This window comes from Thioclava sp. FR2 (assembly GCF_051200875.1).
GTDB lineage: Bacteria > Pseudomonadota > Alphaproteobacteria > Rhodobacterales > Rhodobacteraceae > Pseudotabrizicola.
The window spans coordinates 3,240,078-3,266,633 of record NZ_CP195191.1 but is presented as its reverse complement, the minus strand read 5'-3'; the positions used below and the strand labels follow the sequence as shown (position 1 = coordinate 3,266,633).

General features: G+C 58.5%; 27 protein-coding genes and 1 pseudogene. 17 read left to right on the top strand and 11 right to left on the bottom strand.

What is annotated here, in order from left to right; translation table 11 throughout:
- Nucleotides 1-14 precede the first annotated feature (14 nt).
- Nucleotides 15-851 carry a 3-methyl-2-oxobutanoate hydroxymethyltransferase gene (gene panB / locus ACSBLW_RS15685; protein ID WP_435257535.1) on the top strand — a complete coding sequence of 279 codons (837 nt, stop codon included), beginning with the start codon at nt 15-17 and terminating at the stop codon, nt 849-851.
- On the top strand, nt 848-1,693 hold the full coding sequence (gene panC / locus ACSBLW_RS15680) for a pantoate--beta-alanine ligase (RefSeq protein WP_435257534.1): 846 nt from the start codon (nt 848-850) through the stop codon (nt 1,691-1,693). The genes panB and panC overlap by 4 nt, the downstream gene beginning before the upstream one ends.
- A 51-nt stretch (nt 1,694-1,744) precedes the next feature.
- On the opposite strand, the gene ACSBLW_RS15675 is transcribed toward panC, so the two are convergent.
- On the bottom strand, nt 1,745-1,972 hold the full coding sequence (locus ACSBLW_RS15675; protein WP_435257533.1) for a hypothetical protein: 228 nt from the start codon (nt 1,970-1,972) through the stop codon (nt 1,745-1,747).
- A gap of 201 nt (nt 1,973-2,173) precedes the next feature.
- Between ACSBLW_RS15675 and ACSBLW_RS15670 the strand changes: the two genes are divergently transcribed.
- Genes ACSBLW_RS15670 through ACSBLW_RS15660 form a run of 3 tightly spaced genes read left to right on the top strand, consistent with a single transcriptional unit; the run spans nt 2,174 to nt 7,962 of the window.
- Nucleotides 2,174-3,367, top strand: coding sequence for an FIST signal transduction protein (locus ACSBLW_RS15670; RefSeq protein ID WP_435257532.1), 1,194 nt, complete (start codon nt 2,174-2,176; stop codon nt 3,365-3,367).
- An 18-nt stretch (nt 3,368-3,385) separates the two neighbouring features.
- Nucleotides 3,386-7,333, top strand: a complete 3,948-nt coding sequence (locus tag ACSBLW_RS15665) for a PAS domain S-box protein (RefSeq protein WP_435257531.1) — start codon at nt 3,386-3,388, stop codon at nt 7,331-7,333.
- 14 nt (nt 7,334-7,347) lie between these two features.
- Nucleotides 7,348-7,962, top strand: coding sequence for a response regulator transcription factor (locus ACSBLW_RS15660; protein ID WP_435257530.1), 615 nt, complete (start codon nt 7,348-7,350; stop codon nt 7,960-7,962).
- A 61-nt stretch (nt 7,963-8,023) separates the two neighbouring features.
- Here ACSBLW_RS15660 and ACSBLW_RS15655 read toward each other — a convergent pair whose 3' ends face one another.
- Genes ACSBLW_RS15655 through ACSBLW_RS15630 form a run of 6 tightly spaced genes read right to left on the bottom strand, consistent with a single transcriptional unit; the run spans nt 8,024 to nt 13,611 of the window.
- On the bottom strand, nt 8,024-9,082 hold the full coding sequence (locus ACSBLW_RS15655; protein ID WP_435257529.1) for a TRAP transporter substrate-binding protein: 1,059 nt from the start codon (nt 9,080-9,082) through the stop codon (nt 8,024-8,026).
- A 29-nt stretch (nt 9,083-9,111) separates the two neighbouring features.
- A complete protein-coding gene (locus tag ACSBLW_RS15650; protein ID WP_435257528.1) occupies nt 9,112-10,401 on the bottom strand; it encodes a TRAP transporter large permease in 1,290 nt (429 codons plus the stop codon).
- Nucleotides 10,401-10,991, bottom strand: a complete 591-nt coding sequence (locus tag ACSBLW_RS15645) for a TRAP transporter small permease (protein ID WP_435257527.1) — start codon at nt 10,989-10,991, stop codon at nt 10,401-10,403. The genes ACSBLW_RS15650 and ACSBLW_RS15645 overlap by 1 nt, the downstream gene beginning before the upstream one ends.
- A gap of 54 nt (nt 10,992-11,045) precedes the next feature.
- Nucleotides 11,046-11,561, bottom strand: a complete 516-nt coding sequence (locus tag ACSBLW_RS15640) for a flavin reductase family protein (protein ID WP_435257526.1) — start codon at nt 11,559-11,561, stop codon at nt 11,046-11,048.
- On the bottom strand, nt 11,561-12,454 hold the full coding sequence (locus ACSBLW_RS15635) for an aldo/keto reductase (protein WP_435257525.1): 894 nt from the start codon (nt 12,452-12,454) through the stop codon (nt 11,561-11,563). Before ACSBLW_RS15635 ends, ACSBLW_RS15640 begins: the two co-directional genes overlap by 1 nt.
- Nucleotides 12,454-13,611: an LLM class flavin-dependent oxidoreductase gene (locus ACSBLW_RS15630; RefSeq protein ID WP_435257524.1), complete on the bottom strand. Its 1,158-nt coding sequence runs from the start codon at nt 13,609-13,611 to the stop codon at nt 12,454-12,456. The genes ACSBLW_RS15635 and ACSBLW_RS15630 overlap by 1 nt, the downstream gene beginning before the upstream one ends.
- A 122-nt stretch (nt 13,612-13,733) precedes the next feature.
- On the opposite strand from ACSBLW_RS15630, the gene ACSBLW_RS15625 reads away from it, so the two are divergent.
- From ACSBLW_RS15625 to ACSBLW_RS15600, 6 genes are all read left to right on the top strand, one after another.
- A complete protein-coding gene (locus ACSBLW_RS15625; RefSeq protein WP_435257523.1) occupies nt 13,734-14,447 on the top strand; it encodes a GntR family transcriptional regulator in 714 nt (237 codons plus the stop codon).
- An 8-nt stretch (nt 14,448-14,455) separates the two neighbouring features.
- The gene (locus ACSBLW_RS15620; protein WP_435257522.1) at nt 14,456-15,565 is read left to right on the top strand and encodes a Gfo/Idh/MocA family protein; all 1,110 of its coding nucleotides are present in this window, start codon (nt 14,456-14,458) and stop codon (nt 15,563-15,565) included.
- Nucleotides 15,566-15,641: 76 nt separating this feature from the next.
- Nucleotides 15,642-16,454, top strand: a complete 813-nt coding sequence (locus tag ACSBLW_RS15615) for an aldo/keto reductase (RefSeq protein WP_435257521.1) — start codon at nt 15,642-15,644, stop codon at nt 16,452-16,454.
- A 159-nt stretch (nt 16,455-16,613) separates the two neighbouring features.
- Complete coding sequence (locus ACSBLW_RS15610; RefSeq protein WP_435257520.1) at nt 16,614-17,858, top strand: MFS transporter; 1,245 nt, start codon at nt 16,614-16,616, stop codon at nt 17,856-17,858.
- 52 nt (nt 17,859-17,910) lie between these two features.
- A complete protein-coding gene (locus tag ACSBLW_RS15605; protein ID WP_435257519.1) occupies nt 17,911-18,267 on the top strand; it encodes a trimethylamine methyltransferase family protein in 357 nt (118 codons plus the stop codon).
- A complete protein-coding gene (locus ACSBLW_RS15600) occupies nt 18,183-19,409 on the top strand; it encodes a trimethylamine methyltransferase family protein (protein WP_435257518.1) in 1,227 nt (408 codons plus the stop codon). Before ACSBLW_RS15605 ends, ACSBLW_RS15600 begins: the two co-directional genes overlap by 85 nt.
- 7 nt (nt 19,410-19,416) lie before the next feature.
- Here ACSBLW_RS15600 and ACSBLW_RS15595 read toward each other — a convergent pair whose 3' ends face one another.
- Nucleotides 19,417-20,469, bottom strand: a complete 1,053-nt coding sequence (locus tag ACSBLW_RS15595; RefSeq protein ID WP_435257517.1) for a DUF4424 family protein — start codon at nt 20,467-20,469, stop codon at nt 19,417-19,419.
- Between the two features lie 131 nt (nt 20,470-20,600).
- On the opposite strand from ACSBLW_RS15595, the gene ACSBLW_RS15590 reads away from it, so the two are divergent.
- From ACSBLW_RS15590 to ACSBLW_RS15565, 6 genes and pseudogenes are all read left to right on the top strand, one after another.
- Nucleotides 20,601-21,773, top strand: coding sequence for an MFS transporter (locus ACSBLW_RS15590; protein WP_435257516.1), 1,173 nt, complete (start codon nt 20,601-20,603; stop codon nt 21,771-21,773).
- Nucleotides 21,774-21,877: 104 nt separating this feature from the next.
- Entirely contained in the window at nt 21,878-22,900 is a 1,023-nt protein-coding gene (locus tag ACSBLW_RS15585; RefSeq protein WP_435257515.1) for an aspartate-semialdehyde dehydrogenase, read from the top strand.
- 173 nt (nt 22,901-23,073) lie between these two features.
- The gene (locus tag ACSBLW_RS15580) at nt 23,074-23,253 is read left to right on the top strand and encodes a hypothetical protein (protein WP_435257514.1); all 180 of its coding nucleotides are present in this window, start codon (nt 23,074-23,076) and stop codon (nt 23,251-23,253) included.
- 29 nt (nt 23,254-23,282) lie between these two features.
- On the top strand, nt 23,283-23,444 hold the full coding sequence (locus ACSBLW_RS15575; RefSeq protein WP_435257513.1) for a hypothetical protein: 162 nt from the start codon (nt 23,283-23,285) through the stop codon (nt 23,442-23,444).
- Nucleotides 23,440-23,997 (top strand): annotated as a pseudogene (locus ACSBLW_RS15570) (Asd/ArgC dimerization domain-containing protein); the annotation flags it as partial. The gene ACSBLW_RS15575 and the pseudogene ACSBLW_RS15570, both read left to right, overlap by 5 nt.
- Nucleotides 23,998-24,222: 225 nt before the next feature.
- The gene (locus tag ACSBLW_RS15565; protein ID WP_435257512.1) at nt 24,223-24,381 is read left to right on the top strand and encodes a hypothetical protein; all 159 of its coding nucleotides are present in this window, start codon (nt 24,223-24,225) and stop codon (nt 24,379-24,381) included.
- Nucleotides 24,382-24,462: 81 nt separating this feature from the next.
- Here the strand turns inward: ACSBLW_RS15565 and ACSBLW_RS15560 are convergent, their stop codons facing one another.
- The 3 genes from ACSBLW_RS15560 to ACSBLW_RS15550 are packed head-to-tail and all read right to left on the bottom strand — an operon-like array spanning nt 24,463 to nt 26,454.
- A complete protein-coding gene (locus tag ACSBLW_RS15560; protein ID WP_435257511.1) occupies nt 24,463-24,771 on the bottom strand; it encodes a DUF3240 family protein in 309 nt (102 codons plus the stop codon).
- A gap of 1 nt (nt 24,772) precedes the next feature.
- Complete coding sequence (locus ACSBLW_RS15555) at nt 24,773-25,750, bottom strand: sodium-dependent bicarbonate transport family permease (RefSeq protein ID WP_435257510.1); 978 nt, start codon at nt 25,748-25,750, stop codon at nt 24,773-24,775.
- 59 nt (nt 25,751-25,809) lie between these two features.
- Entirely contained in the window at nt 25,810-26,454 is a 645-nt protein-coding gene (locus ACSBLW_RS15550) for a carbonic anhydrase (RefSeq protein ID WP_435257509.1), read from the bottom strand.
- Between the last annotated feature and the right edge of the window lie 102 nt (nt 26,455-26,556).

Here is a 26,556-nt window from a genome sequence, read left to right as displayed (position 1 = left end):
AGGAGACCCGCGAGATGAGTGCCACCGCCCCTGTCCGTCCTGTCCTGCCCCCGGATATCAAAGCCCGAAAGGGAGCTGCGCCTTTGGTGGTGCTGACGGCCTATACGACCCCGGTCGCGCGGCTGGTCGATCCGCATTGTGACATTGCGCTGGTGGGCGACAGTCTCGGCATGGTGTTGCATGGGATGTCCTCGACCGTTGGCGTGACGATGGAGATGATGATCCTGCATGGGCGCTCGGTCGTGCGGGGGCTTACGAAGGCGATGCCGGTGATCGACATGCCTTTTGGCAGCTATGAGGAAAGCCCGCAGCAGGCCTATCGCAACGCGGCCCGGCTGATGGCCGAAACCGGGGCTCCGGCGGTCAAGCTGGAAGGCGGGCAGACGATGGCCGAGACCATCGCTTTTCTGACCTCTCGCGGGGTGCCGGTGATGGCGCATGTGGGGCTGACGCCGCAATCGGTGAACACCTTGGGCGGCTATAAGGTGGTGGGCCGTGAAGGTGAGGCCGACAAAGTCATGGCCGATGCCAAGGCCTGCGAAGCGGCGGGCGCGTTTTCCATCGTTCTGGAAAAGGTGCCGATGGGTCTGGCGGGCCGGATCACCAAGGCGCTGACCATTCCGACCATCGGGATCGGTGCAGGCGTGGATTGCGACGGTCAGGTGCTGGTCGTCGATGACATGCTGGGCCTTTTCACCGAGTTCCGTCCGAAATTCGTCAAGCGCTATGCCGAATTGGGCAAGTCCGCGGATGAGGCGATTGCCGCCTATGCCGCAGAAGTGCGGGGCCGTGTATTCCCGGCCGCAGAACATTCTTTCCCTGATGCCCTTCCCGCAAAGGCCAAATCGTGACAACAGCCCCGATCGTTCGCACCGTCGAAGAATTGCGCCGCCATGTCCGCGCGTGGAAAGCTGCCGGAGAGATGGTGGGCGTTGTCCCCACGATGGGCGCGCTGCATGAGGGCCATCTGAGCCTTGCGCGGCGGGCCCGCAAAGAATGCGAACGGGTGATCACCACGATCTTTGTGAACCCCAAGCAGTTCAACAACCCCGATGATCTGAAGAAATATCCGCGCACCGAAGAGGCCGATGCCGCCCTGTTGGCGACGGTTCCCGTGGACCTGATCTTTGCCCCGCAGCCCGAAGAGGTTTACCCCGACGGATTCATCACCACGGTTTCCGTGGGGGGCGTTTCGGAACCTCTGGAAGGCAGGATGCGGCCCGGTCATTTCGATGGCGTAGCGACGGTTGTAACCAAGCTCTTTGGCATGACGATGGCCGACCGCGGTTATTTTGGTCAGAAGGACTGGCAGCAGTTGCAGGTGGTTCTGCGGCTGGTGCGCGACTTGAATATCCCGGTCCATATCGTCGGCTGTGAAACGATCCGGGAAACCGATGGGCTGGCGATGTCATCGCGCAATGTGCGGCTGACGCCCGAGGGCAGGGCCAAGGCGCATGTGCTGTATGAAGCAATCATGGCGGCGGCGACAGATATTCGCGCGGGCCAATCGGACCGGATGGCCATTCGCGAAGCCGCAGAGGCCATTCGTGCGGCTGGGTTTGACCGGGTTGAATATATTGAATTGCGCGATGCCGAGACGCTTATGCCTTCGGATGATCCTGCCCGCGCACGGCGCATGTTGGCGGCGGCATGGCTTGATGGTGTGCGTTTGATCGACAATATTCCGGTTTAGTTTGACCGACCTGAACTCATCAGAAACCTGAACAGGTTTCGAAAAGCGCGATCAGACGCGGCTGATACCCATGCCCTGAAACAAGCGCGCGAACAGGCCCTTGGCTTGCTTCCGCGAACGTGCTCTGCGCAATTCCTCGTCACGTTCAGCAAGTTTCTCGTCCAGACGCAGCCAAAGTTCATCGTCGGCGACCTTTCGGCCGATCGCGAGTTTTGGAACCTCGATAGCGGTCACGGACTTGTTCGCCAGCAGTTCGGTGTTGGTCGACAGGTTGGTCATTTTCACGGCGGCCTCCGGATTTCGGCAAAATTGTGTCAACTTGATGTTTAACCGAAACGCGCCCTGCACTCTCGCAGGCAAAGGAGCAGAATCCTTGGCGAAAGCGGGTCAAAGTATCCTTATGGATATTTTCAGTAACCGTCCGCGCCCCCCCGCTCTATCCATTAAGCGGTATAGTCTCTCGACAAGGAGCTATATCGGATGCGGATCGTTAGTGTATCGACTGTCTTTTCGGATCCAACTCATGCCGGAAAGGACATCCTATCAAAGCTGACTCGGGCAGCGGACAAGCCCGATTCGCCACAGTTCGTGGCATTTTTTGGAACGCCTGCGGTCGCAGAGCAGAGTTTCTACCGTGAAATCGCACCGAAGCTGGATAGATGCGCCATTCATGGGGCGACGTCCTCGAATGGTGTGGTTACCACCGATTGGGACCCAGAAACGACCCTGCCGCTTTTGGGCGCGCTGGCCATCTATGACCCGAAGGGAAGCTACGGCTCTGCTTCTTCCAAACTGGACGGCGATGCCGAAGAGATTGGCAGGGAAACCACAGAGCGGGCCTTGCGGGCTGCAGGCCGGGCAGGAGAGGCCCCGGAGCTGCTTTTCCTTTCTTGTGCGCCCGGAAAGGAGGAAGCCTTTCTGTCTGGCGTGCGGTCCATTGTCGGCGCCAGCACCCAGATCATCGGGGCAAGCAGCGCAGATGACGACCTTACGGGCCAATGGGCGCAGTTTTCCCCCGAGGGCTTTCATCAGGAAGGTGCGGTGGTTTCCGTCCTCTTTCCATCTTGTTCGATCACGACGGCCTGTGATTGCGGATATGAGCCGACGCCGTCGCATGGTGTGGTGACCTCTGCCGACCAAAGACGGATTCAAAGCATAGACGGGGAACCGGCCGCGCGCGTTTATGGCCGATGGACGGACGTTGTCGCGCTTGTCGCCGCTGACGACGCCTTTAACGCGGGCCCGATCCCATACAGGATGGCCGCCCCTCTGGGACGTATCCTTGGGCAAGGTTCAGAGGCTCCGGATTACGCATTGATCCAACCCTATCAGGTTTTCGAGGATGGCAGTCTGGGCGTGATGGCCGATATCCGTGAAGGCGAACGGCTGTGGGGTATGAAGAGCGACAAGGAAACGCTTGCCTCGCGCGTGTCCATTCTGAGGGAACTTGCGTCCTTCGGGCAGGATGATCCCCCCCGAGCCGGATTGGTCGTCTTTTGCGGGACGTCGACATTAAAGGACGAAGCTACGAAGCGCAGCTTGGCGCGTGAATTGCGAGTCAGTTTTGGCGACATACCCAGTTTAGGTGTTTTTTCCTTCGGGCAGCAGTGGATGCACGAAAGTGGGGGCTTTACCCACGCAAACCAAATGATGCTTTGCGCGATTTTCAGATAATTTGAGGATGACGATCAAGTGATTCAGTCAGGTGAACTCTTTAATGCGCCATCGGCAGAGCTTTCTTTGGATGACATGCGCAAGCGACTGGCACGAGAGGTTGCGGCGCTGAAGGAACACCGGCAACTGCTGAAGGTGTTTGATCACCTTGTCAAACAACCCAATCTTGACGCCGCGCTGACGCGCCTTGTCGATCTGGTCACGACCCAGTTCCATGCGCAATCAGTTGTGATCATTGCCCATGATCACGGCCGCAAATCCATGCGTCTGCTGGCATCTGCCGGGAAATTGCAGGTGACCGAGACTGACTTTCAAGTGACAAATGGCTACTTCCTAAAGGCACGGCGGCTGATTGATGCAACTTCGCTTGGCGAAAAGATCTGTGGACTGGGCATTCAAAGTGCCATGCTTGTGCCCTTGGACGTGCCCAGCCTTGAAGCGCATTCCCTTATTTGTCTGGCCGAGGCGAAAGAGGCCTTCACGCATCACGATTTCAAACGCTTGCAGGCCGTGGCCAAGATTTCAGCCCAACCCCTTGCGAACCTGTTCCATGCCCAGCGGACGGAAAAACTTGCCTCACTGATCAACGGCAACCGCGGATTACACGAAGACGCCCCCTCGGCTAGTTCTCTCGACCTTCCCTTTCAGGTTGTCAGCAGCGCGATCGGGCGATTGACCAACGCCCAAGAGATGATGGTTGATGTCTTGAACGACATCTTGACCGCAAGCGGCGCCGACCTTGATCGGAGGCTGGCCGACAGCCTTGCCCGGATCTGCGCACATACAGGAGCCGACCGTGCGCAGATAGGGTTGGTTACGCCGCTTGGGGGCCTTCGCCACGAAATCAGTTGGACAAGTCCCGATTGCAGCCGATCTGCGGAATCGGACGTTGTCTATTGGGACAAGGTTGTTCCGTCGTTCATGACCCAACTTTCCTTGGGCCAGCCGGCACTTTTGATCCGGCAGCACAACGACCCGACCTGCGTGTTAAGCAAATTTGACTCCTGCGAATCCATGGCGCTACTGCCGATAATGGATGGCGGCGTTCTGATTGGTGTTCTGACCGTAGATCACACATGGGACCGCTATTTCTTCCTACCGGGTATGGTCTATCTGCTTCAATCCATTGCCAACGCCATAGGCTCGGTTTATCGCCAGGGCCGGATCGAGGCCCGGACTGCCGAGGCCCAATCCTCGCTGTGGCTAGAGCAGATGCGGTTGAAAGCAACACTTTCCGCCCTTCCCGATCTTGTCATCGAGGTCGATGAAACGGGCCGCATCATCACCCATCACTCACAGCCGAACGGTTTTCTGGCACCGTTCATGGACCAGATTGTTGGTCGAACCTTTGAAGACGCCCTGCCCGATCATCTGGCTGCCTTGGGGCGCTATATGCTTCAGACCGTGGCAGAGACGGGCAGAGGGGAATGTGCGCCTTTCCAGATTGATGTGGGCGACGGTGAGGTACGTTGGATAAAGGCCACCGCGGTCAGTCGCGAAGGCGCCGGTGCCGAGGCGAAGGACACCTCTGTGACGCTGTTCGTCCTGCGCGACGTCACGACCGAAGTAACGCAAGCCGAGGAAATATCGCGCCTCAGCCAAGTCGCGCGCCGAACACAGAATTACGTCATCATGACCGATGCCGAACGCAGGGTTACATGGGTGAACGAGGCCTTTGAGCAAGCGACAGGCTGGCGCTTGCCCGAAATCCGCGGCCGCGTTCCCTCGGATTTCCTTCGCCATCCCAGCACCGACCCAAGCGAGTCCGTCTTTGTCGAGAGAGAACTGGCGCTTGGCAAGACGGTCCAGAAGGAAATGAAGAACATCACCAAAGACGGACGCGAAATCTGGGTCAGCAATGACATTCAGCCCATTTTCGACGCCGCTGGCCAGGTGTCCGGCTACGTTGGCGTTCAACTGGACATCACGCAGGCCAGAGAGTCGCGCGTGATCCTGCTGGCAGCGCTTGAGGCGCTTCAAGACGGCTTTGTGATCTACGACCGCGACGGCAAGCTCGTTCTCTGTAACGAAAAGTACCGTCGCATGTATCCCGGAATGGAAGACGTGCTGGTTCCGGGCAATACCAAGGACGAAATCCATGACCACGCGCTGAAAATCAATCTTCTGGATAATCGCCAGGGCATGACGCGTGAACAACTTTTCGACCGTATGTTTGGCAAGCCAGGAGAGGACAGGGCCAGCGAAGTCAGGCTGACCGACGGGCGTTGGATCCGGGTCGTCAACAAGCAGACCCCAGACGGATACTGGGTGGGCCTGCGTGTCGACATCACGGCGCTGAAAGAGGCAGAGGCAGGGGCCGTGCTTGACCGACAGGCGGCGATGGACGCCGCGCAGGATGGTATGGCGCGGATAAAGATCACGGGCGAAGTGGTCTATGCCAACAAGGTCTTTGCAGAGATGTTCAGCATGCGAGACCAGCTTCCGATTGAAGGCCAGCATTGGGCAACCATCATGGGGCCTGCCGTCGCCGAAGTCGTGGCCAAAGAGGCAATGCCCGCCCTGAAGGCAGGCGCGCCGAACTGGCACGGCAACGTCCTGCTTCCGCCGGGCTCGGGCAAGCTGACCCAGATCGAGATCTCGATCACCCCCAATCGTGACGGCACCCATATCTGGGTTGTGCGCGACATGTCCGAACGTCTGCGCGACCAGGAAGAGCGCATGAAGCTGACCGAGGAACTGCAATTGGCCCAAAGGCGAGAGGTCATCGGGCAACTGGCGGCAGGCCTCGCCCACGACTTCAACAACCTTCTGGCCGCGATTTCAGGCTCTGCCTTGTTGATCAAGGAAGACCAGCCCCGCAATTCGCCGGATTGGGACCATGCCGAACGCATTCTGAAATCATCCGCTCAGGCCGAGGCTATGGTCCGCCGGCTTCTTGCTTTGGGCGCACGCCCCAGCCATCGCAATACAACCGAACTTGGCCCAGTCATTCACGAAGCGGCCGAAATGCTGCGGCCGGCGTTGTCGCGCTCGATCAAACTCGATGTACAGGTCGCCGATACCCGCCTGCTTGCCGATGTGGAAAGCACGGATATTCTGCAGATCATCCTCAACTTGGGCGTAAATGCCCGCGATGCATTGTTGGGCCGTAAAACTAATACCGCAAAAGCGGAATTACGGTTGGCCCTACGAAAAGCGACGGAGGATGATTTAAACGATCGCGGAATGGAACAACGCGGCTCGGTCGATCCGGAATTGTCCTATGCCTGCCTTGTTCTTTCAGACAGCGGCGATGGCATTTCAGAAGAAGCGGCAAAGTCTGTTTTTGCGTCTTATTATTCGACAAAGGGTAAAAACGGCACGGGGCTTGGTCTTTCGATTGTGACCAACATGGTCCGGGCGGCAGGAGGTGCGATCAGTCTGCACCGCAGCGCGATGCAGGGCGCAGAATTTCGCATTCTTCTTCCCCTCTCTACCTCCGACCACACAGCCCCGGAAAGCAAGCCCGCTGGACCAACTCTGTCCGAACATCAGTTGGACGCCGCCCCGTCTGGTGTGCTTGCAGCCAAGCAAACTCAGCAAATCCACGTCGATCGGGCAAAGTCGAAACCACTGAGTGGCGTGTCAATTCTTGTCGTAGACGATGCCGAGTCCGTTCTGGACGTCTGGACTGCGGTGCTGGAACGTGCCGGTGCTGCCGTTGCCCCCACCTCGGAACCCGAAGATGCTATCGAAATCTTTGAAGAAGACCCTGATGCCTTTGATTTGGTGATCACAGATTTTGACATGGGGGCCATAAGTGGTGCAGACTTAACGCGTACTATTAAAGATCTACGGCCCAACTTGCCGGTCATTCTGATTACCGCGCTTACGGATTGGAAATCCCGTGACCAGGCTAAAGCAAGCTCAAACGATCCTGATTTTTTCAAGGTTCTGGGGAAACCTGTTTCGACAGAAACCCTTGTCGGAACAGCACTGGCAGCGATAGACTCAACGAAAGATTGAGAGGAAATAAGTAGATGCGCATATTGATTGCCGACGATCACGACCTTCTGAGAGACACGCTTGTGCTGTTTCTGGAAAGCCAAAAGATCGAGGCGATGTCGGTAAAAGACCTACCCCAGGCTTTGGAAACCGTGAAAAAGGACGGTCCGTTTGATTTGGTCCTCCTAGATTTTGGGATGCCCGGAATGAACGGGCTGGAAGGATTGAAGCGGGCCTTGGCCCAACCCGGCGCAAATCGTGTGGCTTTGATGTCTGGCATTGCTCCGCGCGATATCGCGGAACAGGCGCTGAACTTGGGGGCGGCGGGTTTCTTACCAAAGACGCTTCCCGCCAAATCGCTGGCCAATGCCGTGCAGTTCATGGCCATGGGCGAGCAATACGCGCCCATCGACTTTATGACCGCCGCCACCGATGATCCTTCGCAAAACCCGTTGGCGGAAAAACTGTCAAAGCGGGAACTGCAAGTCTTGCAGGGCCTGTGCGAAGGGAAGTCGAACAAAGAGATTGCCCGCGATCTGGACCTGATGGAACCGACGGTCAAGCTGCACGTCAAGACGCTGTATCGCAAGATCGGCGCCGCGAACCGAACCCAGGCAGCCGTTCTGGCCAAGGATGCCGGATTGTTCTAAATCCTTAAAAATAAAATAAAAACGCCCGGAGTTTCCTCCGGGCGTTTTTCATTCAAGCGGCTTAGTTCATATCCGCTGCACGCTCTTCGGCAATCTTTGCCTCGGCGGCACTGGCCGCAGCCATGAAGGCGTCCAGAACTTCTGGGCCGTTCTTCACGTTTGCCTTGAACCAGTCAAAGACCGGTGCAACAGCGGCCTTGAAGGCGGCTTTTTCGTCGGCGCTCGGGACATAGATTTCACCACCGGCCGCGCGGAAATCAGCATAGGCCTGAATTTCCTTGCGCTTGGGCGAAGCGAAGGTGGCCTGCTGAAGCGCGGCGAAGCCATCCAGCACCACACGCTTTTGGTCGTCGGTCAGGCCGTTGAAACGGGCATTGTTCATCCACCAGAACGCGCCCATGTAGCTGTGGCCGTCCAGCGTCAGATACTTGATGCCAGCATCGGTGAACTTCATCGACATGATGTCGGTGATGCCGTTCGCGGTGCCTTCAACCACGCCGGTTTGCAGCGAGGTGAACAGTTCCGGCCACGGAATCGGCGTCGGCGCAGCACCCAGGGTGGTGGCCAGCGTCTGCGGCAGATCAGCCGGAACGGTGCGCATCTTCATGCCAGCCAGATCACCCGGCGCAGAGATGCGCTTTTTGGTGTTGGCATAGTTCCGCCAGCCGCCAGTGTTGCCAATGGTCATCAGGCGGATCGAATCACCGCTGTCGGCCAGTGCCATCTTGCGCAGCATCCGGGTGAAATCGCCGGTCAGCACTTCTTCGGCCACGCGGTCATCCGACATCAGGTAAGGCAGATCCAACACCTGAACATAGGGGAACAGACCCGCTGCACCGCCCGAGGTCGAGATGTAAAGGTCGATCGAGCCATCAGCGACGCCCGCCATGCATTCATCGGGCTTGGCGCACAGCTGGGTGCCCATGAAGATCTCGACAGCAATCGCGCCGTTCGAGGCGTTTTCGATGTAGTTCTTGAAGACAACGAGACCGTCGTAATCTTCGTCATTTTCATTCGAGTTTGCAGTGGCACGCAGCGTGATATCTGCGGCCACAGCCATGCCAGCGGTGCTGGCAAGCGCCGTCGCCAGAACCAGTGACTTGAGGGTCTTCTTCAGCATTATTGGTTTCCTCCCTTGTTATCTGAAGATCATTGAACGAACCCGAACAGTCGCGGAACCGTCAGCGTCAGTGCGGGGAAATAGGTCAGCAAAAAGATCACGGCGACTTCTACAGCAAGGAACGGAAGGGCCGCTTTGGCAACCGTTTCGACGCGCAGTCCCGAGACCGATGAGGTGACAAACAGCACCAGCCCCATCGGCGGCGTCAAAAGCCCCACGGTCAGGTTGACCGCCATGATGATGGCAAAGTGAACCGAGTTCACCCCAAGCTCGACAAAGATGGGGCCAAGGATCGGCCCAAGGATGATGATGGCCGGTCCTGCATCAAGGAACATGCCCACGATAAAAAGCAGGATGTTGATCAGGAACAGCAGCACATATGGATTGTCGGACAGGCCAAGGATGAAATCGGCCAGCATTTCCGGTGTGTGGGCAAGGCTTGCCACGGTCTTGAACGCCATCGCAGCCCCGACCAGCAGCAACACCACAGCCGAAGTGATGCCCGAGCGGATCAGAATATCGGGCAGATCCTTAAGCTTCAGCGTCCGCATCACGAACAGGCCAATAAAGACCGAATAACCCACGGCAATCGCAGCTGCTTCGGTTGGGGTGAAGACTCCGCCAAGGATACCGCCCAGAATGATCACAGGGGTCATCAGCGGCCAGATCGCCCGCAGGCTTGCCGTGCCGCGCTCGCCCCAGGTGGCCCGCTTTGTTGCTGCGGGAAGGTCGTACTTGTCCGCCATCAGGCCGATCACGACCATCAGCGAAACGCCGATCAGCACCCCCGGAACAATGCCGGCAAGGAACAGGGCCGCCACGCTTTCGCCCATGACATAGGCATAGATGATCATGATGCCCGAAGGCGGGATGATCGGCCCGATGATCGAACTTGCCGCCGTGATGGCCGCGGCAAAGCGGCGGGTGTAGCCCTGCTTTTCCATCGCCGGGATCAGCATAGAGCCCAGCGCCGAGACATCGGCCACAGCCGAACCCGAAAGCCCCGCAAACAGCATCGAGGACAGCACGTTCACATGGGCAAGTCCGCCGCGCAAATGCCCCATCATCGCTTGGCTGAATTCGACCAGTCGAAGCGTGATGTTCGACCGGTTCATCACCTCGCCTGCCATCATGAAGAACGGAATGGCCATCAGCGGAAAGCTGTCCATGCCATTATAGACATTGCGGTAAAGCAGGATGATGTCGCGTTCCTGACCGTTCAGCCACAACAGGATGCCGGGCGCAGCGACCAGCCCAAAGAACACTGGCAGGCCAAGGAACAGGAACACCATGAAAAGGGGAAGAAAGAAGCTAAGCATCATTCAGCCCCCAATGAAACGGCTTCGGGGATCAGCGGAAGCCGGTCATGCTGACCCAAAAGCGTGGCGATATTGCGCAGGATAAGTTCAAGACAGACAAGGATCAGAAGACCAAGGCCAACCAGCATTGACGCCATCTGCGCCGCCCGAGGGGCCTTTGCCCAGACCGAGAAATCCCACGCCGCCGGATAGCGCAGCGCATCCATTTCAAAGCGCCCGCCGATGCCGGTCACTTCTTTCCACGCGATGTTGATCCCGATCCACAGGACCAGAAGGCACAGCGCCAAAAGCACCAGCGACAGCGCCGATGCCGCCATGCGTGGCATCATGGCAATAAAAAGCTCGATCGAAACAAAGCCACCCCGGCGAAAGGCTGTTGCGGCCATCAGCCCCGTGGCCCAAAGCATCAGAAAGCGTGCGGCTTCCTCGGGCCAGGGAAGGGCATTGTTCAGCACATAGCGGTAAAAGACCTGAGCAAGGATCACGGCCACCATAACGGCCATGCAGCCTGCACCCAGCCAGCGGCCCAGCGCCAGAAGGCTGCCGTTGACCGCCGCGAAGCCGCGGATGACGCCCAGTAATGCACCCATCGGTGCTCTCCTCCCTTGGCCCCCTCTCCCAAAGGGGCAAAACTCCCGGCCTTGTCAGAGGCCGGGCGTGAACCGTCCGTACTGGCCTTGCGAAAAGACCAAAGGCGCACCTTCGCGATGCGCGGCCCGCAACACCCGACCCACAACGATCAGATGATCGCCTCCCTCATGGGCCGCATGGCGGACACAATCAAACCGTGCCAAAGCGCCGTGAATAACCGGAACGCCTTCGGCATTGATCTCGTGGCTCAGGCCGTGAAAGCCCTCACCGCCACGGCCAAAACGGGCCAGCCATGCGCCGTGTTCTTCGTCCAGAATATGGATCGCGTAGTGCTCGGCCGCTTCATAATGAACATAGCGCGACGAAGATTTTGCAGGCGACCACAGAACCAGCGGCGGGTCCAGCGACACGGCCGCAAAGCTGTTGGCGGTAAAGCCCATCGGCCCTTCTGGCCCCGCAATCGTGACCACGGTCACGCCCGTCGCAAACCGCCCCAAGGCATCGCGAAAGGCCCGTGCATTTCCGTCTGGGGTGAAAACCATCTCTGTCATCGTCGCTCCATCCGCCATCAGGGCACCTCATGTCCAATGGCATGAGTGTAGAGCTCGAACCATGTCTGGCGATCCAGTTCGACGCGGGTGGCGTCAGAAATTTTCGTAATCCGTTCCAAAGAGTTCGTGCCCAGAACAGGCAGAATGCGCGACGGGTGCCGCAACAGCCATGCCACCGCCACCGCCGACCAATCGACGCCCTGTTCGGTCCCAATCCGGTGCAAAGCCTCGCGCAGCGGGGCTTGCGAGCCAGAGAGCAAGCTGCCGCCAGCCAGCGGGCTCCATGCCATCAGCGGAATGCCACGCTCTTGGTGAAAGGCGACATCGCCATTGGTGAAAGGCGCATGGCTGGACAGCGAAATTTCGATCTGGTTCGTGACCAGACGCGATTTCATCGCCGATTGCAGCAAGGTAAAATCCCAAGGCCGAAAGTTCGACACACCCACCGACCGCACCTTGCCGCTGGCCACCAGCGCATCAAGGCACGCCCCGGTTTCACAGGCATCCATCAGCGGGTCAGGCCGGTGGATCAGCAAAAGGTCGATCCGGTCCGTCGCCATCTCGCGCAAGGAGGCCTCGACGCTGGCCGTGATATGGGCGGCGCTGGTGTCATAATACTTCACCCGCGCGGCGGAATGGCGGCCCACAGGGGCCACGATATCGCATTTGGTGACGATCTCGATCTTGTCCCGCAGGTCCGGCGCGGCCTTCAGCGCGGCCCCCAGCAACGCCTCGGCGGCATAGCCGCCATAGATGTCGGCCTGATCCATCGTGGTGATGCCCTGCGCCAAGCAGGCTTCGATCTTGGCCTGCACATGCGAGGGCGCAGTGTTGTCATCATCGCCCAGCCGCCACATGCCATAGACAAGACGGGACAGCGCAACGCCGGGGGCGATTTCAACCTTTTGCATCAGCGACGAACTCCAGTTCCAAGGGGGGTAGCCGGGGTGCTGTCCGGCACCCGGCCATATTCATGCGGCAACGAGCAGGTCTTCAATTGCGGCAAGACCTTCGTGCCGAAATGCTGCGCCTCATCCAGATGCGGATAGCCCGACAGGATAAAGGCCCGAATGCCCATCTTGCGGTACTCTTCCAGCTGGCTCAGGATCTGATCGGTGCTGCCGACCAAGGCCGCCCCGCAACCGGACCGAGCCCGGCCCACACCTGTCCACAGATTTGGTTCGGTATAACCGAACTTGTCTGCCAATTCCCGCGCCCGCGCCTGATGCGCCACACCAAGCGAAATGGAATCATGCGCCCGGTCACGGATCAGCTTGCCATATTCGTCGTCCAGTTTGGACGAAATATACTCGGCATATTCCCGCGCCTCGGCCTCGGTATCGCGCACGATCATATGCACCCGCAGACCATAATCCAGCGTCCGGCCATGCGCCTTTGCCCGCTCATGCACATCGCGCATCCGCTGGGCCAGCATTTCCTTGGTCTCCGGCCACATCAGGTAAACGTCGCACTGTGCCCCGCACAGCTCCAGCGCATCGGGGGAATAGCCGCCAAAGTACAAAAGCGGGCCGCCGTTTTGCTGATAGGGCCGCGCCGGATCGGATGACAGCTTTGAAATCTTGTAGATGTCGCCGTCATATTCGATGTGATCCTGCGTCCAAGCCTGACGCAGAATTTCGACAACCTCGTGGCTCCGCTTGTAGCGATAGGCACTGTCGGCCACTTCGCCGGGGAAATCCGACGAAATCACGTTCAGCGTCAGACGGCCTTTCAGCATGTGGTCCAGCGTCGCCACCGTCCGCGCCAGCATCACGGGCTGAACCTCGCCACAGCGAATGGCGGCAAGGAAATTGATGCGATCCGTGATCGGCGCACAGCCCGCCACGAAACTCAGCGTGTCCTGCCCCACCTGATAACTGCTGGGGCACAGGATGTTTCGAAAGCCATAGCCCTCTGCCGCCTTCACAATGTCCGAGCAATGTTCCCAGCTTGAGCGCAAATTTTCATCCGGAACGCCCAGAAACTGGTAATCGTCTGAACACAGGGCAGCAAACCAGCTGACCTCTGCAGCATCGAGATCGGCTGAGGTGACAGGCACCACCGTCATGACTTCCTCCCTATTCCTGCCCGCTTTTCGGGCCCCGAAATCCCTTGGCTGGGACTCATCTTTTGTCTTGCGTAACACCGGACAAAATGTAAATCAATCCTGTATCAATTCATGGACTGCGAATGTCGCAAGCTAAATCGCAACCGGGCGCCCTTCCCCTTTACATGCAGATCAGCGAACTGCTGATCCGCGATATCGCGTCTGGCCGATTGATTGACGGCTCGCGGCTCCCCCCGGAACGCGAGATGGCGGCCGATCTTGGCATTGCCGTCGGCACGTTGCGGCAGGCGCTTAAGGTCTTGGCCGAGAAGGGGCTTTTGGAAAGCATCCAAGGCTCGGGCAATTATATCCGGGCGAAATCCGACCCGGCCTCGGTCTATGCCCTGCTGCGGATCGAACTTCTGTCCGGCGGCGGCTTGCCCACGGCGCAAGTTCTGTCGGTCGACCGCCTTCCCAAAGATCCGGCCCTGCCCGAATTCGGCACCTCACCCGATGGGCACCGAATCCGCCGCCTGCGCTTTCTGTCTGGCACCGTGGCCGCCGTCGAAGAGATCTGGCTGGACGGGGCCTTTGCCGAAAAGATCACTCCAGCCGACCTGTCGGAATCGCTTTACCTTTACTACCGCCAGACCCTGAACCTGTGGATCGGTCGCGCCGAAGACCGGGTCGGGCTTGGCCGGGTGCCCGAATGGGCGCCACCTGAATTCCCCCATGCACCCGGCACCGCCCTGCCCCTGATCACCCGCGTGACCTGGGGCCAAGACGGACGCTCGGTCGAAGCTTCGTTCACTTGGTATGACCCTGACAAAGTGGCCTATGTGGCCCGCCTGAAATAGAGACAAACATGGATCTGAAATACGGTATCATCGGTTGCGGCATGATGGGGCAGGAACACCTGCGCAACATCGCGCTTTTGGAAAAAGCCAGCGTCGCGGCGATCTTTGAACCCGATGCCGAGATGCGCCGCAAGGCCGCAGAATTCGCCCCCGGCGCGGCGCTGGTCGAAAGCCTTGCCGATGTCGTACGCCACCCTGATGTCAATGTGCTGCTGATCGTCAGCCCGAACTATCTGCATCTGCCGCAGCTTGAAGAAATCGCCGCGATCCGGCCGCTTCCGATCCTGTGTGAAAAGCCTCTGTTCACCGACCCCGCCGACGCCCCCCGCCTTGCGGCGCTGCGGCAGGCCTACCCGGCCCCGATCTGGGTGGCGATGGAATATCGCTACATGCCGCCCGTCGCCCATCTGATCCAGCAGGCGCCCGAGGTCACCGGCGGCATCAAGATGCTGACCATCCGCGAACACCGCTTTCCGTTCTTGGAAAAGGTTGGCGACTGGAACCGGTTCAACCGCAATTCCGGTGGAACCTTGGTTGAAAAATGCTGCCACTTCTTTGACCTCATGCGCCTGATCGCAGGCTGCAACCCGGTGCGCGTCATGGCCTCGGGCGGGCAGGCGGTGAACCACCTTGGCGAAAGCTATGACGGAGAAACCCCCGACATCTGGGACAACGCCTATGTGATCGTGGATTTCGAAAGCGGTCTGCGCGCCATGCTGGAACTGTGCATGTTCGCCGAAGGCGCTCGCTATCAGGAAGAAATCTCGGCCGTTGGCCCCTTGGGCAAAATCGAATGCCTTGTGCCCGGTCCGGGGCGGTTCTGGCCCGAACATCTGGGCGAACCACCCGTGCCAAAGGTCATCGTCAGCCCGCGTGACCCGAAAGGCCCGCGTGAGTTGGACGTGCCGGTTGACCCCACCATTCTGGCGGCTGGCGATCACAATGGATCGACCTTCTACCAGCATCAGGGCTTTGCCCGTGCCGCGCGTGGCGCACAGGCCCCCGAGGTCAGCCTGACAGATGGCTGGTGGGCTGTCGCGATGGGCATGGCTGCCCAAGAAAGCGCCGCGACAGGTCAAGCCGTCGACCTGACCCGCGCCCCCTACGCGCCCCGCTGATCGCAGGCCCCGCCTTTCCACTTGCATCCTTTGCCGCCCCATGGTCGATCATGGTCGGCAAAGGAACAGGCCGGACATGACCAAGCTGAAACTGAACGATGGTAACCGTCTTCCCCGGCTTGGGCTTGGGGTCTGGCAGATCCCGGCCGAAACGACAGCGCGGACCGTCGCCGGCGCCATCTCTCGTGGGTATCGGCTGATCGACGGGGCGGCCATCTATGGCAATGAACGTGGCTTGGGCGACGGTGTGCGCGATGCCGATATCGCCCGTGACCAGATTTTCGTGACAACCAAGATCTGGAACGACAACCAAGGCTTCGACAAGACGCTTGCCGCCTTTGACGAAAGCGAAGCGCGGCTTGGCCTTTCCCCCGATCTGGTTCTGGTGCATTGGCCCTGCCCGACCAAAGGCCGCTTTCTGGACACATGGCGTGCCCTGATCCGCCTGCGCGACGAAGGCCGGGTGCGGTCGATTGGCGTGTCGAACTTCCTACCCGACCATCTGGAACGGATCATCGGTGAAACGGGTGTCACGCCCGTCGTCAACCAGATCGAGTTGCACCCGCATCTTCAGCAGGCCGAACTTCGTGCGCTGCATGACCGTCTGGGCATCGTCACCCAAAGCTGGACACCGCTGGGGGGCGGCCGTGCCTTTGCAGACCCCGTGATTGCCGCCATCGCCACGCGGTGCGGCAAGTCTCCGGCCCAAGTCATCCTGCGCTGGCATGTCGAACTGGGCTGTTCCGTCATCCCCCGGTCCAGCCGCGCCGCGGGTCAGGCCGAAAATATCGACATCTTCGACTTCACCCTGACAGCCGAAGAAATGACCGCGATGGCCACCCTAGACAAAGGCAAACGCATCGGTCCCGATCCTACCGTTTTCTGCTAAATTGGGGACGATTCCGCGCCACAGACTGTGACCACGGATATCCCACGCAAAGCACACGGAAGTCCCACGCGAAAAACACGCCAATTGTGACCGGAACAAGAAAGCGTTTGACCCTGCTGCGGGTCGGGCGCACTTTCCGCCTCCGAACAGGAGACCACCATGACCGATACCGCAAAAGCGCCCCTGATCACGCCCGTCCTGATCGCCGGTTGTGTGATCCTGATGCTGGGCTTTGCCATCCGCGCCAGTTTCGGCGTGTTCCAGATCCCGATCGCCAGCGAATTCGGCTGGGCGCGGGCGGAATTTTCACTGGCCATCGCCATCCAGAACCTCGCCTGGGGCATCGGCCAGCCGCTTTTCGGGGCCGTGGCCGAGAAATTCGGGGACCGCAAAGCCATTGTTCTTGGGGCAATTTTCTACGCCGCGGGGCTTGTGCTTTCGTCTTTCGCGGTCACGCCCGGATCTCATCAATTCCTTGAAATCCTTGTTGGATTCGGCATTGCCGGCACCGGTTTCGGGGTGGTTCTGGCCGTCGTTGGCCGTGCCGCCGCCCCGGAACATCGCTCGCTGACGCTTGGCATCGCCACCGCCGCCGGGTCGATGGGTCAGGTGATTGGCGCGCCTACGGCCGAATTCCTGCTGCAAACTTTCCCGTGGCAGCAAGTCTTCCTGATCTTTGCCGTGATCATCCTCGCCTCGCTCTTTGCTCTGCCCTTCATTCGGTCCCCGAAAGTCGCTTCAAAACAAGAGCTTGAAGAAAGTCTGGGGCAGGTGCTCGTGCGGGCGTTCAAAGATCCGTCCTATACGATGATCTTCCTTGGCTTCTTTTCCTGCGGCTATCAACTTGCCTTCATCACTGCCCATTTCCCGGCTTTCGTAACCGAACTTTGTGGCCCGATTGATCCTTCGGGCATGCTCGCGGGCATGGGCATCAACAGCACTTCGGCCCTTGGCGCTGTGGCGATTTCGGTGATTGGTCTGGCCAATATCGTGGGCACCATCACCGCCGGATGGTTGGGCAAGAAATACACGAAAAAGTATTTGCTTGCAGGGATTTACACAGGCCGCACCATTGCCGCTGCGGTGTTCATCCTGATGCCGATCACTCCGGAATCGGTGCTGATCTTCTCGGCCGTCATGGGCGCCTTGTGGCTTGCGACTGTGCCCTTGACCAGCGGCTTGGTGGCCCATCTTTACGGGTTGCGCTACATGGGCACGCTTTACGGCGTAGTCTTCCTGTCGCACCAGATCGGTGGCTTCCTTGGGGTCTGGCTGGGTGGAAAAATGTACGACATTACAGGCGATTACACCCTTGTTTGGTGGATCGGCGTGGGCGTCGGGGCGTTCTCGGCCATCGTCCATCTTCCGGTCAAGGAAAACGCCCCCCGCATGGCAGCGGCATGATCCCGTCGTTTTCGGGCAATCCTTAACCGGATTGCCCGCCTAGGCTGGCCATATGGCCAGAACCTGCAAACGCACGGCCCGGATGGTCGATTATGTAGACCTGAGGCATCCTTTCACACCGCAAAAGGTGCGAAGTGAGGATGGGATCTCAGCCCTCCACAAGGCCGCTTTGGATCTGTTGGAAACCGCAGGAATGAAGATCCTGCTGCCCGAAGCCATTGATATCCTGCAAAAAGCGGGGGCATGGGTGGACGGCGACATGGTCTTTATCGGCCGTGACCTGGTGGCCGAGGCTTTGCGAACAGCGCGCCAAAGTCTTGGCGCTTGCGCGCCAGTGCAGCCAAGCATGAACGTCTTTACGCGCAAGGTCAGCTTTTGTTCGGCCCCGGAGCGGGTTGCCCAAACGTGACCGACCGTCTGCGGGGGCGCAGACCGGGAAGCCTTGAAAGCTTTGACGAAACCATCCGTTTGCAACAAGCCTTTGATGTCATTCACATCCTTGGCCCGTCGGCCGAGCCGCAGGATGTTCCCGCCCATTTCCGCCATTACGCGATGATGGAAAGCCAGATGGCTTTGGCCACCAAGCCCATGTTCATCTATGCCCGCGGGCGGGGGCAGGTCGAAGATTGCTTCAAGATGATCCGGCTGGGACTTGATCTGTCCGAGGAGGACTGGGCCGAAGGGTCTTGGTGCTATACGGTCATCAACACCAATTCCCCGCGGCAGTTGGATCTGCCGATGGCGCAAGGCATCATCGACTTCGCCCGCCACGGCCAAATGGCCATCATCACCCCTTTTTGCCTTGCCGGGGCGATGGCTCCCGTAACCGTGCAAGGGGCCTTGGTCTTGCAACATGCCGAAGCCTTGGCCGGGATCACGCTGGCCCAGATGACGAAACCCGGTGCTCCCGTCAGCTACGGAGGCTTTGCTTCAAACGTTGATCTGAAGTCCGGAAGCCCGGCTTTTGGCACACCCGAGATGATCCGCCTGCAAATCGGATCGGGCCAATTAGCTCGACATATCAGCCTGCCATGGCGCTCGGCCTCGGGGGCGGCGTCGAATGTGGCCGATATGCAGGCGGGGTTGGAAACAAGTAACGGCCTTTGGGGCGCGATGCAGGCCAATGCCACGCTGGTTGTCCATGCCGCTGGCTGGCTGGAGGGGGGCCTGTGCTTTGGCTATGAAAAGTTCATCAACGATGTCGAAGCCTGCCAAATGCTGGCCGAACTTTGCGCACCGCTGAAAGAAGCGCCAGAAGAACTTGCGCTGGACGCCTTGGCCGAGGTGCCGCCGGGCGGGCATTTCTTTGCCGCGGAACATACGATGGCACGCTATGAACAGGCCTTATATGCGCCATTGGTGGCTGATCTTTCAAACCACGGAAACTGGTTGGCGAATGGCGGCCAAACGTCGACGGAACGGGCGACGGCGATTTGGCAAAAGGTGCTAGAGACGCAAGGCGCTCAACCCAAGGCCGATGCCGTAAAAGAGCGCCTTGCCCGATTTGTTGAAGCGCGCAAGGCCGAGGGAGGCGCCCCGCCGCAGGATTGACCTTGGACTATTCCGAGAGCGGCAGGACGACCAAAACCTCGATATCGGCATCGGGCGAATAATTCGTCTTTTCCACCACGAAAGTCGTTGGACCGGTCTTCTTGACCCCATCGGCACAGAGCGAAATCACATTGTTTGCCGCGCCTTTGTCCAGCGTCAGGCGGAACTTCGAAATCGGCCCCGCCCATGAATTCGCGGTCCGCAGGACATAGGCGATATTATAGGACATGCCGGTCACATAATCCTCGCCGCTGGACGCGCTACCTTTCAACCGCTTCATGATCGCGGCAGAGGTGCCTTTGTCGATGCAATAGCGCGCTTGCAAGTCCACCAGCCATTCATCAGTTGGCGGATCGCGCCAGATGAAGATCCCGCCCCAAGGCCGATTTTCATAGGCATGGGAAATTCGAAGATCCTGTCCTGCCGGAAAGGTCTGGCTCCAGTGATAGCGGAGCACAATAGACCAGTTCGGCAAAATCTCATCCGGACCAGCCCCTTCGCCAAACATCTCAACAGCGCCCGCATCAGCCAATTCCCGGCGCGCCTCGATCGGCAGGGCGGAAAGGGCCGCCATAACTTCGTCCGTGTCCAGCGTCATGGGCAGGTCCAACTTCCGCAAAAGCGCGGTCACATCGCGGCCGGGGGTGTCGTATTGTTCGGAAAGGGGGCGCCCTTCCTCCCATACCGGCTCAACGACGGCGATGCGATCAATCCTTACTGGCACCGATTGGCCTTCAACCTGAACGGTGAAATTCAGAAGGTTTTCACGCTCCAGATCATCCGGCAGGTTCCAATCCGACATCATCATTTGCCCAAGCGATATGGGTGGAATCGGAAAGATCACTTCACCGGTCACATCCTTGTCGGTCAGATTGCGGAACAGATAGTCGACAGAGATCTTTTCAATCCCGATGAACAGGTCTTCTTCGACCATGGCGACAGCATCCGTTTTCCCGAAGGTCAGACCTGTCGCGCTGATGCCGCCGAAACCGTCATTGGCCAAAGCCGCTTCGGCAGCGACAAATGTCGAAAGTACCAGTCCAAAAAACCGTGCCAACATGGTGTTTCCTCACAGTGAGAATGGGCGCGTTACCTTGGTCGATCAGGCGCCCATTTCCGGGGTTGCGCAAGCGGGGAGTTTCCCTACCTTGTCGCCTCGAAACGGGATCATCCCGAAGAAAAGGAACTTTCATGCGCGCTGGAATTGCGGCCCTGATCGCGGCCTATGTGCTTAGCCAATTCTACCGGGCATTTCTTGCCGTGTTGACGCCTGTTTTGGGGCAAGACATCGGAGCAAGTGCAGCCGATCTTGCAAGTGCGTCTGGCTACTGGTTCCTGGCCTTTGCAGTGATGCAATTGCCCGTTGGCTTCGCTTTGGATCGCATCGGACCGCGTCTGACCTCGGCCATCCCTTTAGCCATTGGCGGTGGTGGCGGCGCGGCGCTCTTTGCATTGGCGGAAGGGCCAGCCGCAATTCAGGTGGCAATGGCGCTGATCGGCGTGGGATGTTCGCCGGTGCTGATGGGATCGTTCTACATCTTCGCCCGCACCTATGCCCCGGCCGTCTTCACCACGCTTGCCGGTGTGACCATCGGCATCGGCAGCCTTGGGAACATCGGGGCTTCGCTTCCGCTGACGATGGCGGTTGATGCTTTTGGCTGGCGCACCACGGTCTGGGCGCTGTCGATTGTGACCTTTGCCATTGCTGTGCTGTTGTTTGTTCTGATCCGCGACCCGGAAAAGGTTGAAGGCGCCCAGAAAGGAAGCCTTCTGGACCTTTTGAAGATGCCCGCACTCTGGCCGGTGCTGATCATGATGGCTGCTTGCTATGCGCCAGCTGCTGCCATACGCGGCCTTTGGATTGGCCCCTACTACCGCGATGTTTTTGGCGCTGATGCCGCGCTGATTGGGCAGGCCAGCTTGATCATGGGTCTGGCGATGGTGGCTGGCAACTTTGCCTATGGCCCGTTGGAAAGGCTGTTCAAGACCCGCAAGGGCGTGATCCTTGCCGGCAATCTGCTGACCCTTGCCTGCTTTGTCGGGCTTTGGCTGATGCCCAGCCTTGGCGGTTGGTCGACTTTGGCCTTGCTGGCGGGTGTCGGGTTCTTTGGGGCTTCTTTCCCGATCACGGTTGCGCATGGACGCGCTTTCATCCCGCCACATCTGATCGGTCGAGGGGTGACGCTGCTGAACCTTTTTGGAATCGCCGCCACCGGGCTTTTGCAATTGGTCACAGGGCGTGTTCATGCCGCCGTAGTGCCAGAGCCCGCTACCGCCCCCTTCACCGCCCTCTTTGCGCTGATGGCAGTCTGGATCACCGTGGGGTTGGCAATTTATGTCTTTTCGCAGGACAGAACGGACTGAAATCCCATAGTCCCGCGCCTTTTGCTGTGCTGCGACAGGACAGCCCTTCCCACGGGCACGCCTTTGCGCTATGCGGCCCCGTCTTTTGACGTCAGGAGGGCCAGATGGGCTATAAGGTCGTTGTCGTCGGCGCTACCGGGAATGTTGGCAAGGAAATGCTGAACATTCTGGCCGAGCGTGAATTCCCCGTGGATCAGATTGCCGCGCTTGCCAGCCGCAAGTCGCTGGGCACCGAGGTAAGCTTTGGGGACAAGACCCTCAAGACCCAGGATCTGGACACCTTTGATTTCACCGGCTGGGACATTGCACTGTTCGCCATCGGGTCCGACGCGACCAAGGTCTATGCACCCAAGGCTGCAAGCCAAGGCTGCGTCGTGATCGATAACTCGTCGCTTTACCGTTACGACCCAGAGATCCCGCTGATCGTGCCGGAAGTGAACGCCGATGATGTCGTGCGCTACAAGAACAAGATGATCATCGCCAACCCGAACTGCTCGACCGCGCAGATGGTGGTGGCGCTGAAGCCGCTGCATGACCGAGCCCGCATCAAGCGCGTTGTCGTCTCGACATATCAGTCGGTCTCCGGCACCGGGAAAGAGGCGATGGATGAACTTTGGAACCAGACCAAGGGCATGTATGTCCCCGGTCAGGAAGTAGAGCCGAAGGTGTATCCCAAGCAGATCGCCTTCAACGTGATCCCGCATATCGACGTTTTCCTGGACTCGGGTGAGACCAAGGAAGAGTGGAAGATGGTCGCCGAGACCAAGAAGATCCTTGATCCGAAGATCAAGGTTACCGCGACCTGTGTGCGCGTGCCGGTTTTTGTCGGCCACTCCGAGGCAATCAACATCGAGTTCGAAGACTTCCTCGACTGGGAAGAAGCGACCGACATCCTGCGCGAGGCGCCGGGCATTCTGGTTGTCGATAAACGTGAGGCCGGTGGCTACATCACCCCGATCGAATGTGTGGGTGAATATGCCACCTATATCAGCCGCATCCGGCAAGACAGCACGATTGAAAACGGGCTGAACATCTGGTGCGTGTCTGACAACCTGCGCAAGGGTGCTGCGCTGAATGCCGTGCAGATTGCCGAGGTTCTGGGCCAACGTTGCCTTAAAAAAGGCTAACCGTCACCACAGCCAAGCGAAAAACCCGCCCATTGTGGCGGGTTTTTTCATTTGAATTCAGACCTTTATGATTTTTCCAGAAAAATTCCAAAGAATTTTAGCCCTATTTGAAACTCTGGCGGTGCCCCATCCGTAAGTATGTTCGTGGGTGGGGGCCTACAGGAGATTGCGCCATGCTGATGACTTCCAATTCCCCGTTCCGTTCTGTTTTCGCGGCTGTGTTTCCCTTTCATGCGACGCCCGAGGTTGTCGCTACGATGGTACCCGCAAATGTAGATCGTCGCCGCGAACGGGTGACACGGGAAGAAATGCAGGCGCTTTTTGCTGCCGACCTGAAAACAGACCTCAACTAAGCCCCACACTCATCTCTGGAGACAAAACCATGACCTTGATCCTCAAAGCTCGCCAGAACCGTTTGGTCGCCCTTGCCGTGAAATCGGAACTCGCCAAGCGCAAAGCCGCAGACGCGCAGCCAATTTTTCGCAGCCGCCGGACAGCCGACAACCTGAACCACGCGCCGTTGGTTCTGCAAAAGAGTGCTTGATCACCGCGCCCGCATCAAGCGCGTTGTCGTCTCGACCTATCAGTCGGTCTCCGGCGGCGATGGATGAACTTTGGAACCAGACCAAGGGCATGTATGTCCCCGGTCTGGAAGTAGAGCCGAAGGTTCATCCCAAGCAGATCGCCTTCAACGTGATCCCGCATATCGACGTCTTCTTGGACTCGGGTGAGACCAAGAATATCCTTGATCCGAAGATCAAGGTTACCGCGACCTGTGTGCGCGTGCCGGTTTTTGTAGGCCATTAGGAGCCATCAACATCGAATTCGAAGACTTCCTCGACTGGGAAGAAGCGACCGACATCTTGCGCGAGGCGCCAGGTTTTCTGGTTGTCGATAAACGTGAAGCCAGTGGCTACATCACCCCGATCGAATGTGTGGGTGAATATGCCACCTAAATCAGCCGCATCCGGCAGGATTCGACCATCGAAAATTGCATGAATCTGTAGTGCGTCTCGGACAACCTGCGGAAGGGTGCTGCTGTGAATGCTATGCAGATCGCTGAAGTTCTGGGGCAACGTTGCCTGAAGAAAGGATGATTCCTTTCTACCCGAGAAAAGACAGGCCCGCTTCTGCTGGCCTTTTTTATTGGAAAGATGAAGGGCAAAGCGATTTGTAGAAAGGACTTTGCACATACCAAAGGACGTATCGCCCGTTCCATAAGAACAATCGCCATACCATCTCCCCCCTCTGCCATCACTTCGAGCAAATGCATCGGGCACCTCTGCGGGCTATAAGAGAGTTACAGCAGAAGGAACTAAGCCATGACCCAGAAAGCAGAAGAACTGATCAACACGATCTCCGAAATGTTCTCGCCCTCTTCGCGCCGCTACGCCGAGTCGCTGGCTCCTCTCATGCCAAAGCGCGAGCACACCGCCAACGCCGCTCCGCGTCGTGTCAGCGTCTTCGGGCACATGGCCTAAGTCTACCGGAATACCCCTGATAAGAAGGACAGCCTTGGATGTCCTTTTTTATTTCCGGCTACTTTTCGAATTGAAGATCTATCAGAATCTTTCGGCTCGAAGCACTTCGCAATCCGTGACAGAGACAACGCCGATATGGCGCTCGACCACGGCAAAAGCGGCTTCCAGCAATTGATCCAGCCGCTCGGGGCGGATTAGGCAGATCACCGCGACCATTCCGGAACGGCCGACCTGCCCCTCTCTTGTCCAATGGCCAGAGCGGCCAGATCCACCCAGAACTGGCAAGATCGTAAAACCGGTCACGCCCGCCTGTTTCAAGGCATCGGTCAGGCGCTTTTCCATTGGGGCTTCGATGATAATCTCTACACGCTTGGCTTTGTGAGTTTGCATCTTAGGCTCCGATCATCATGGAGGACAGGGCGACGTAGGATGGAATGCCTATCGCAAGGTTGAAGGGAAAGGTGACGCCAAGGGACAGGGTCAGATAAATCGCAGGATCCGCCTCGGGCAGGGCGACCCTCATGGCAGCAGGAACTGCGATGTAACTTGCCGACGCGGCAAGCGTCATCAAAAGCGCGGCGCCACCCGGCGTCAGACCAAGGGCAAGAGCGACTGCAAGCCCGAAGGCCGACCCTACAGCCGGCATCAACATCCCAAACAAGAAGAGTTGCGGCGTCAAAAGACCACGGGCACCCCGAAGCCCCCGCCCCGCGACCAGCCCCATATCCAGAAGGAAGAGGCAAAGCACCCCCTGGAACGGCGACACGACAAAACTTTCGATCCGCGCCATGCCATCTTGTCCGGTGATAGCCCCGATCAGGAACGACCCGACAAGCAGCACAATCGAGCCATTGAGAAGGATTTCACGCCACAGGTCGGCATCCATTTTGGTGCCGGTTCCATTGCGGGAGACCAGCCAGAGCGCCGAGATGATCGCCGGAGCCTCCATCGCCGCCGCAACGGCAACCATGTATCCCTCGGACTCAATTCCGCGCCCGGTCAAGACCGAAATCGCCGTGACGAATGTGACGATGGAAATAGAGCCATAGTGGGCTGAAGTCGCCGCCGCATCGACGACCGATAGCCGCGTGAGGACGCGTAGCAGCCCGAAGGCGACAAAGGGTAAACCAAAGGACAAAAGCACCCCCCCGGCCATAACGGTAATGAGCTTCAAGTCCACACCGTGATCGGCAACGGCAACGCCACCTTTGAAGCCGATCGCAAAAAGCAGATAAATCGAAAGGGCCTTTGCAGCGGCCTCTGGAATGGTCAGTTCAGATCGCGCAAAAGCCGCGAAAAGACCAAGCGCAAAGCTTAGGATCATGGGCGACAGCAAATTTGCTGCCGCGAGCGAAACGATTTCCTGCATGTCTTATTCCCCACTTCCTGCCGCGATATGGGGCAAGGTCAACGCATTGCAAGTTCGTGTCAGACAGACACAAACCCCTTGCCCTGATCATAATGTTCCAGCGCGCCTTCCCCGGTGTCGTTCCACAGACCGTGCAACGTCAGGCGTTCTTCTTCCACGGCTTGCTTCACGAAGGGGAAGGTCATCAGATTTTCAAGGCTGACGAGCACCGCTTCTTTTTCCAATGCGCGGGGACGCAGGTTTTCAGGAAGATCCTTGATCCGTTCAAAGCCGGGGCGAAGGATGTCCATCCAACGGCCAACAAAGGACGATTTTTCTTCCAGAGCAGGGGCTAGGCCACAGCACATGTCATGGCAGCCTTTGACGCCGCCGCAGTTGGAATGCCCCAAAACAACGATATGCGCCACGCCAAGCGAGGTCACCGCGTATTCAACGGCCGCCGACGTCCCATGATATTCACCGTCGGGGTTATAGGGCGGCACAAGGTTTGCAACGTTGCGATGGATGAAGAATTCGCCTTCGTCGGCTCCGAAGATCGAGGTGACATGAACCCTGCTGTCGCAACAAGAAATGATCATTGCCCGCGGATGTTGGCCACTTTCGGCCAGACGCCGGAACCATGCTTTATTGTCCTGATAGGTTGTCGCGCGCCATCCGTGAAAGCGCTGGATCAGGTAGCTTGGAAGAGGCCGAGCCGCATTCATGCCAATCATCCTTCTGACAGTTCGTTGCCCGAATACGGGGCAATTGGAGAAAATTCGAGAGGAATAATGTCCGACCTGCAACCTTTTCTTGAGGGAGAGGCC

Excerpts from the sequence above, each read along its gene's own strand:
- ACSBLW_RS15655 (WP_435257529.1), bottom strand. The coding sequence starts at position 9,082 with ATGCTGAAGAAGACCCTCAAGTCACTGGTTCTGGCGACGGCGCTTGCC.
- ACSBLW_RS15660 (WP_435257530.1), top strand. The coding sequence starts at position 7,348 with ATGCGCATATTGATTGCCGACGATCACGACCTTCTGAGAGACACGCTT.
- ACSBLW_RS15585 (WP_435257515.1), top strand. The coding sequence starts at position 21,878 with ATGGGCTATAAGGTCGTTGTCGTCGGCGCTACCGGGAATGTTGGCAAG.
- ACSBLW_RS15645 (WP_435257527.1), bottom strand. The coding sequence starts at position 10,991 with ATGGGTGCATTACTGGGCGTCATCCGCGGCTTCGCGGCGGTCAACGGC.
- ACSBLW_RS15555 (WP_435257510.1), bottom strand. The coding sequence starts at position 25,750 with ATGCAGGAAATCGTTTCGCTCGCGGCAGCAAATTTGCTGTCGCCCATG.
- ACSBLW_RS15650 (WP_435257528.1), bottom strand. The coding sequence starts at position 10,401 with ATGCTTAGCTTCTTTCTTCCCCTTTTCATGGTGTTCCTGTTCCTTGGC.
- ACSBLW_RS15560 (WP_435257511.1), bottom strand. The coding sequence starts at position 24,771 with ATGCAAACTCACAAAGCCAAGCGTGTAGAGATTATCATCGAAGCCCCA.
- ACSBLW_RS15635 (WP_435257525.1), bottom strand. The coding sequence starts at position 12,454 with ATGCAAAAGGTTGAAATCGCCCCCGGCGTTGCGCTGTCCCGTCTTGTC.
- panB (WP_435257535.1), top strand. The coding sequence starts at position 15 with ATGAGTGCCACCGCCCCTGTCCGTCCTGTCCTGCCCCCGGATATCAAA.
- ACSBLW_RS15550 (WP_435257509.1), bottom strand. The coding sequence starts at position 26,454 with ATGAATGCGGCTCGGCCTCTTCCAAGCTACCTGATCCAGCGCTTTCAC.
- ACSBLW_RS15630 (WP_435257524.1), bottom strand. The coding sequence starts at position 13,611 with ATGACGGTGGTGCCTGTCACCTCAGCCGATCTCGATGCTGCAGAGGTC.
- ACSBLW_RS15670 (WP_435257532.1), top strand. The coding sequence starts at position 2,174 with ATGCGGATCGTTAGTGTATCGACTGTCTTTTCGGATCCAACTCATGCC.
- ACSBLW_RS15615 (WP_435257521.1), top strand. The coding sequence starts at position 15,642 with ATGACCAAGCTGAAACTGAACGATGGTAACCGTCTTCCCCGGCTTGGG.
- ACSBLW_RS15605 (WP_435257519.1), top strand. The coding sequence starts at position 17,911 with ATGGCCAGAACCTGCAAACGCACGGCCCGGATGGTCGATTATGTAGAC.
- ACSBLW_RS15620 (WP_435257522.1), top strand. The coding sequence starts at position 14,456 with ATGGATCTGAAATACGGTATCATCGGTTGCGGCATGATGGGGCAGGAA.
- ACSBLW_RS15625 (WP_435257523.1), top strand. The coding sequence starts at position 13,734 with ATGTCGCAAGCTAAATCGCAACCGGGCGCCCTTCCCCTTTACATGCAG.
- ACSBLW_RS15675 (WP_435257533.1), bottom strand. The coding sequence starts at position 1,972 with ATGACCAACCTGTCGACCAACACCGAACTGCTGGCGAACAAGTCCGTG.
- ACSBLW_RS15565 (WP_435257512.1), top strand. The coding sequence starts at position 24,223 with ATGACCCAGAAAGCAGAAGAACTGATCAACACGATCTCCGAAATGTTC.
- ACSBLW_RS15590 (WP_435257516.1), top strand. The coding sequence starts at position 20,601 with ATGCGCGCTGGAATTGCGGCCCTGATCGCGGCCTATGTGCTTAGCCAA.
- ACSBLW_RS15575 (WP_435257513.1), top strand. The coding sequence starts at position 23,283 with ATGACCTTGATCCTCAAAGCTCGCCAGAACCGTTTGGTCGCCCTTGCC.
- ACSBLW_RS15580 (WP_435257514.1), top strand. The coding sequence starts at position 23,074 with ATGCTGATGACTTCCAATTCCCCGTTCCGTTCTGTTTTCGCGGCTGTG.
- ACSBLW_RS15640 (WP_435257526.1), bottom strand. The coding sequence starts at position 11,561 with ATGGCGGATGGAGCGACGATGACAGAGATGGTTTTCACCCCAGACGGA.
- ACSBLW_RS15595 (WP_435257517.1), bottom strand. The coding sequence starts at position 20,469 with ATGTTGGCACGGTTTTTTGGACTGGTACTTTCGACATTTGTCGCTGCC.
- ACSBLW_RS15610 (WP_435257520.1), top strand. The coding sequence starts at position 16,614 with ATGACCGATACCGCAAAAGCGCCCCTGATCACGCCCGTCCTGATCGCC.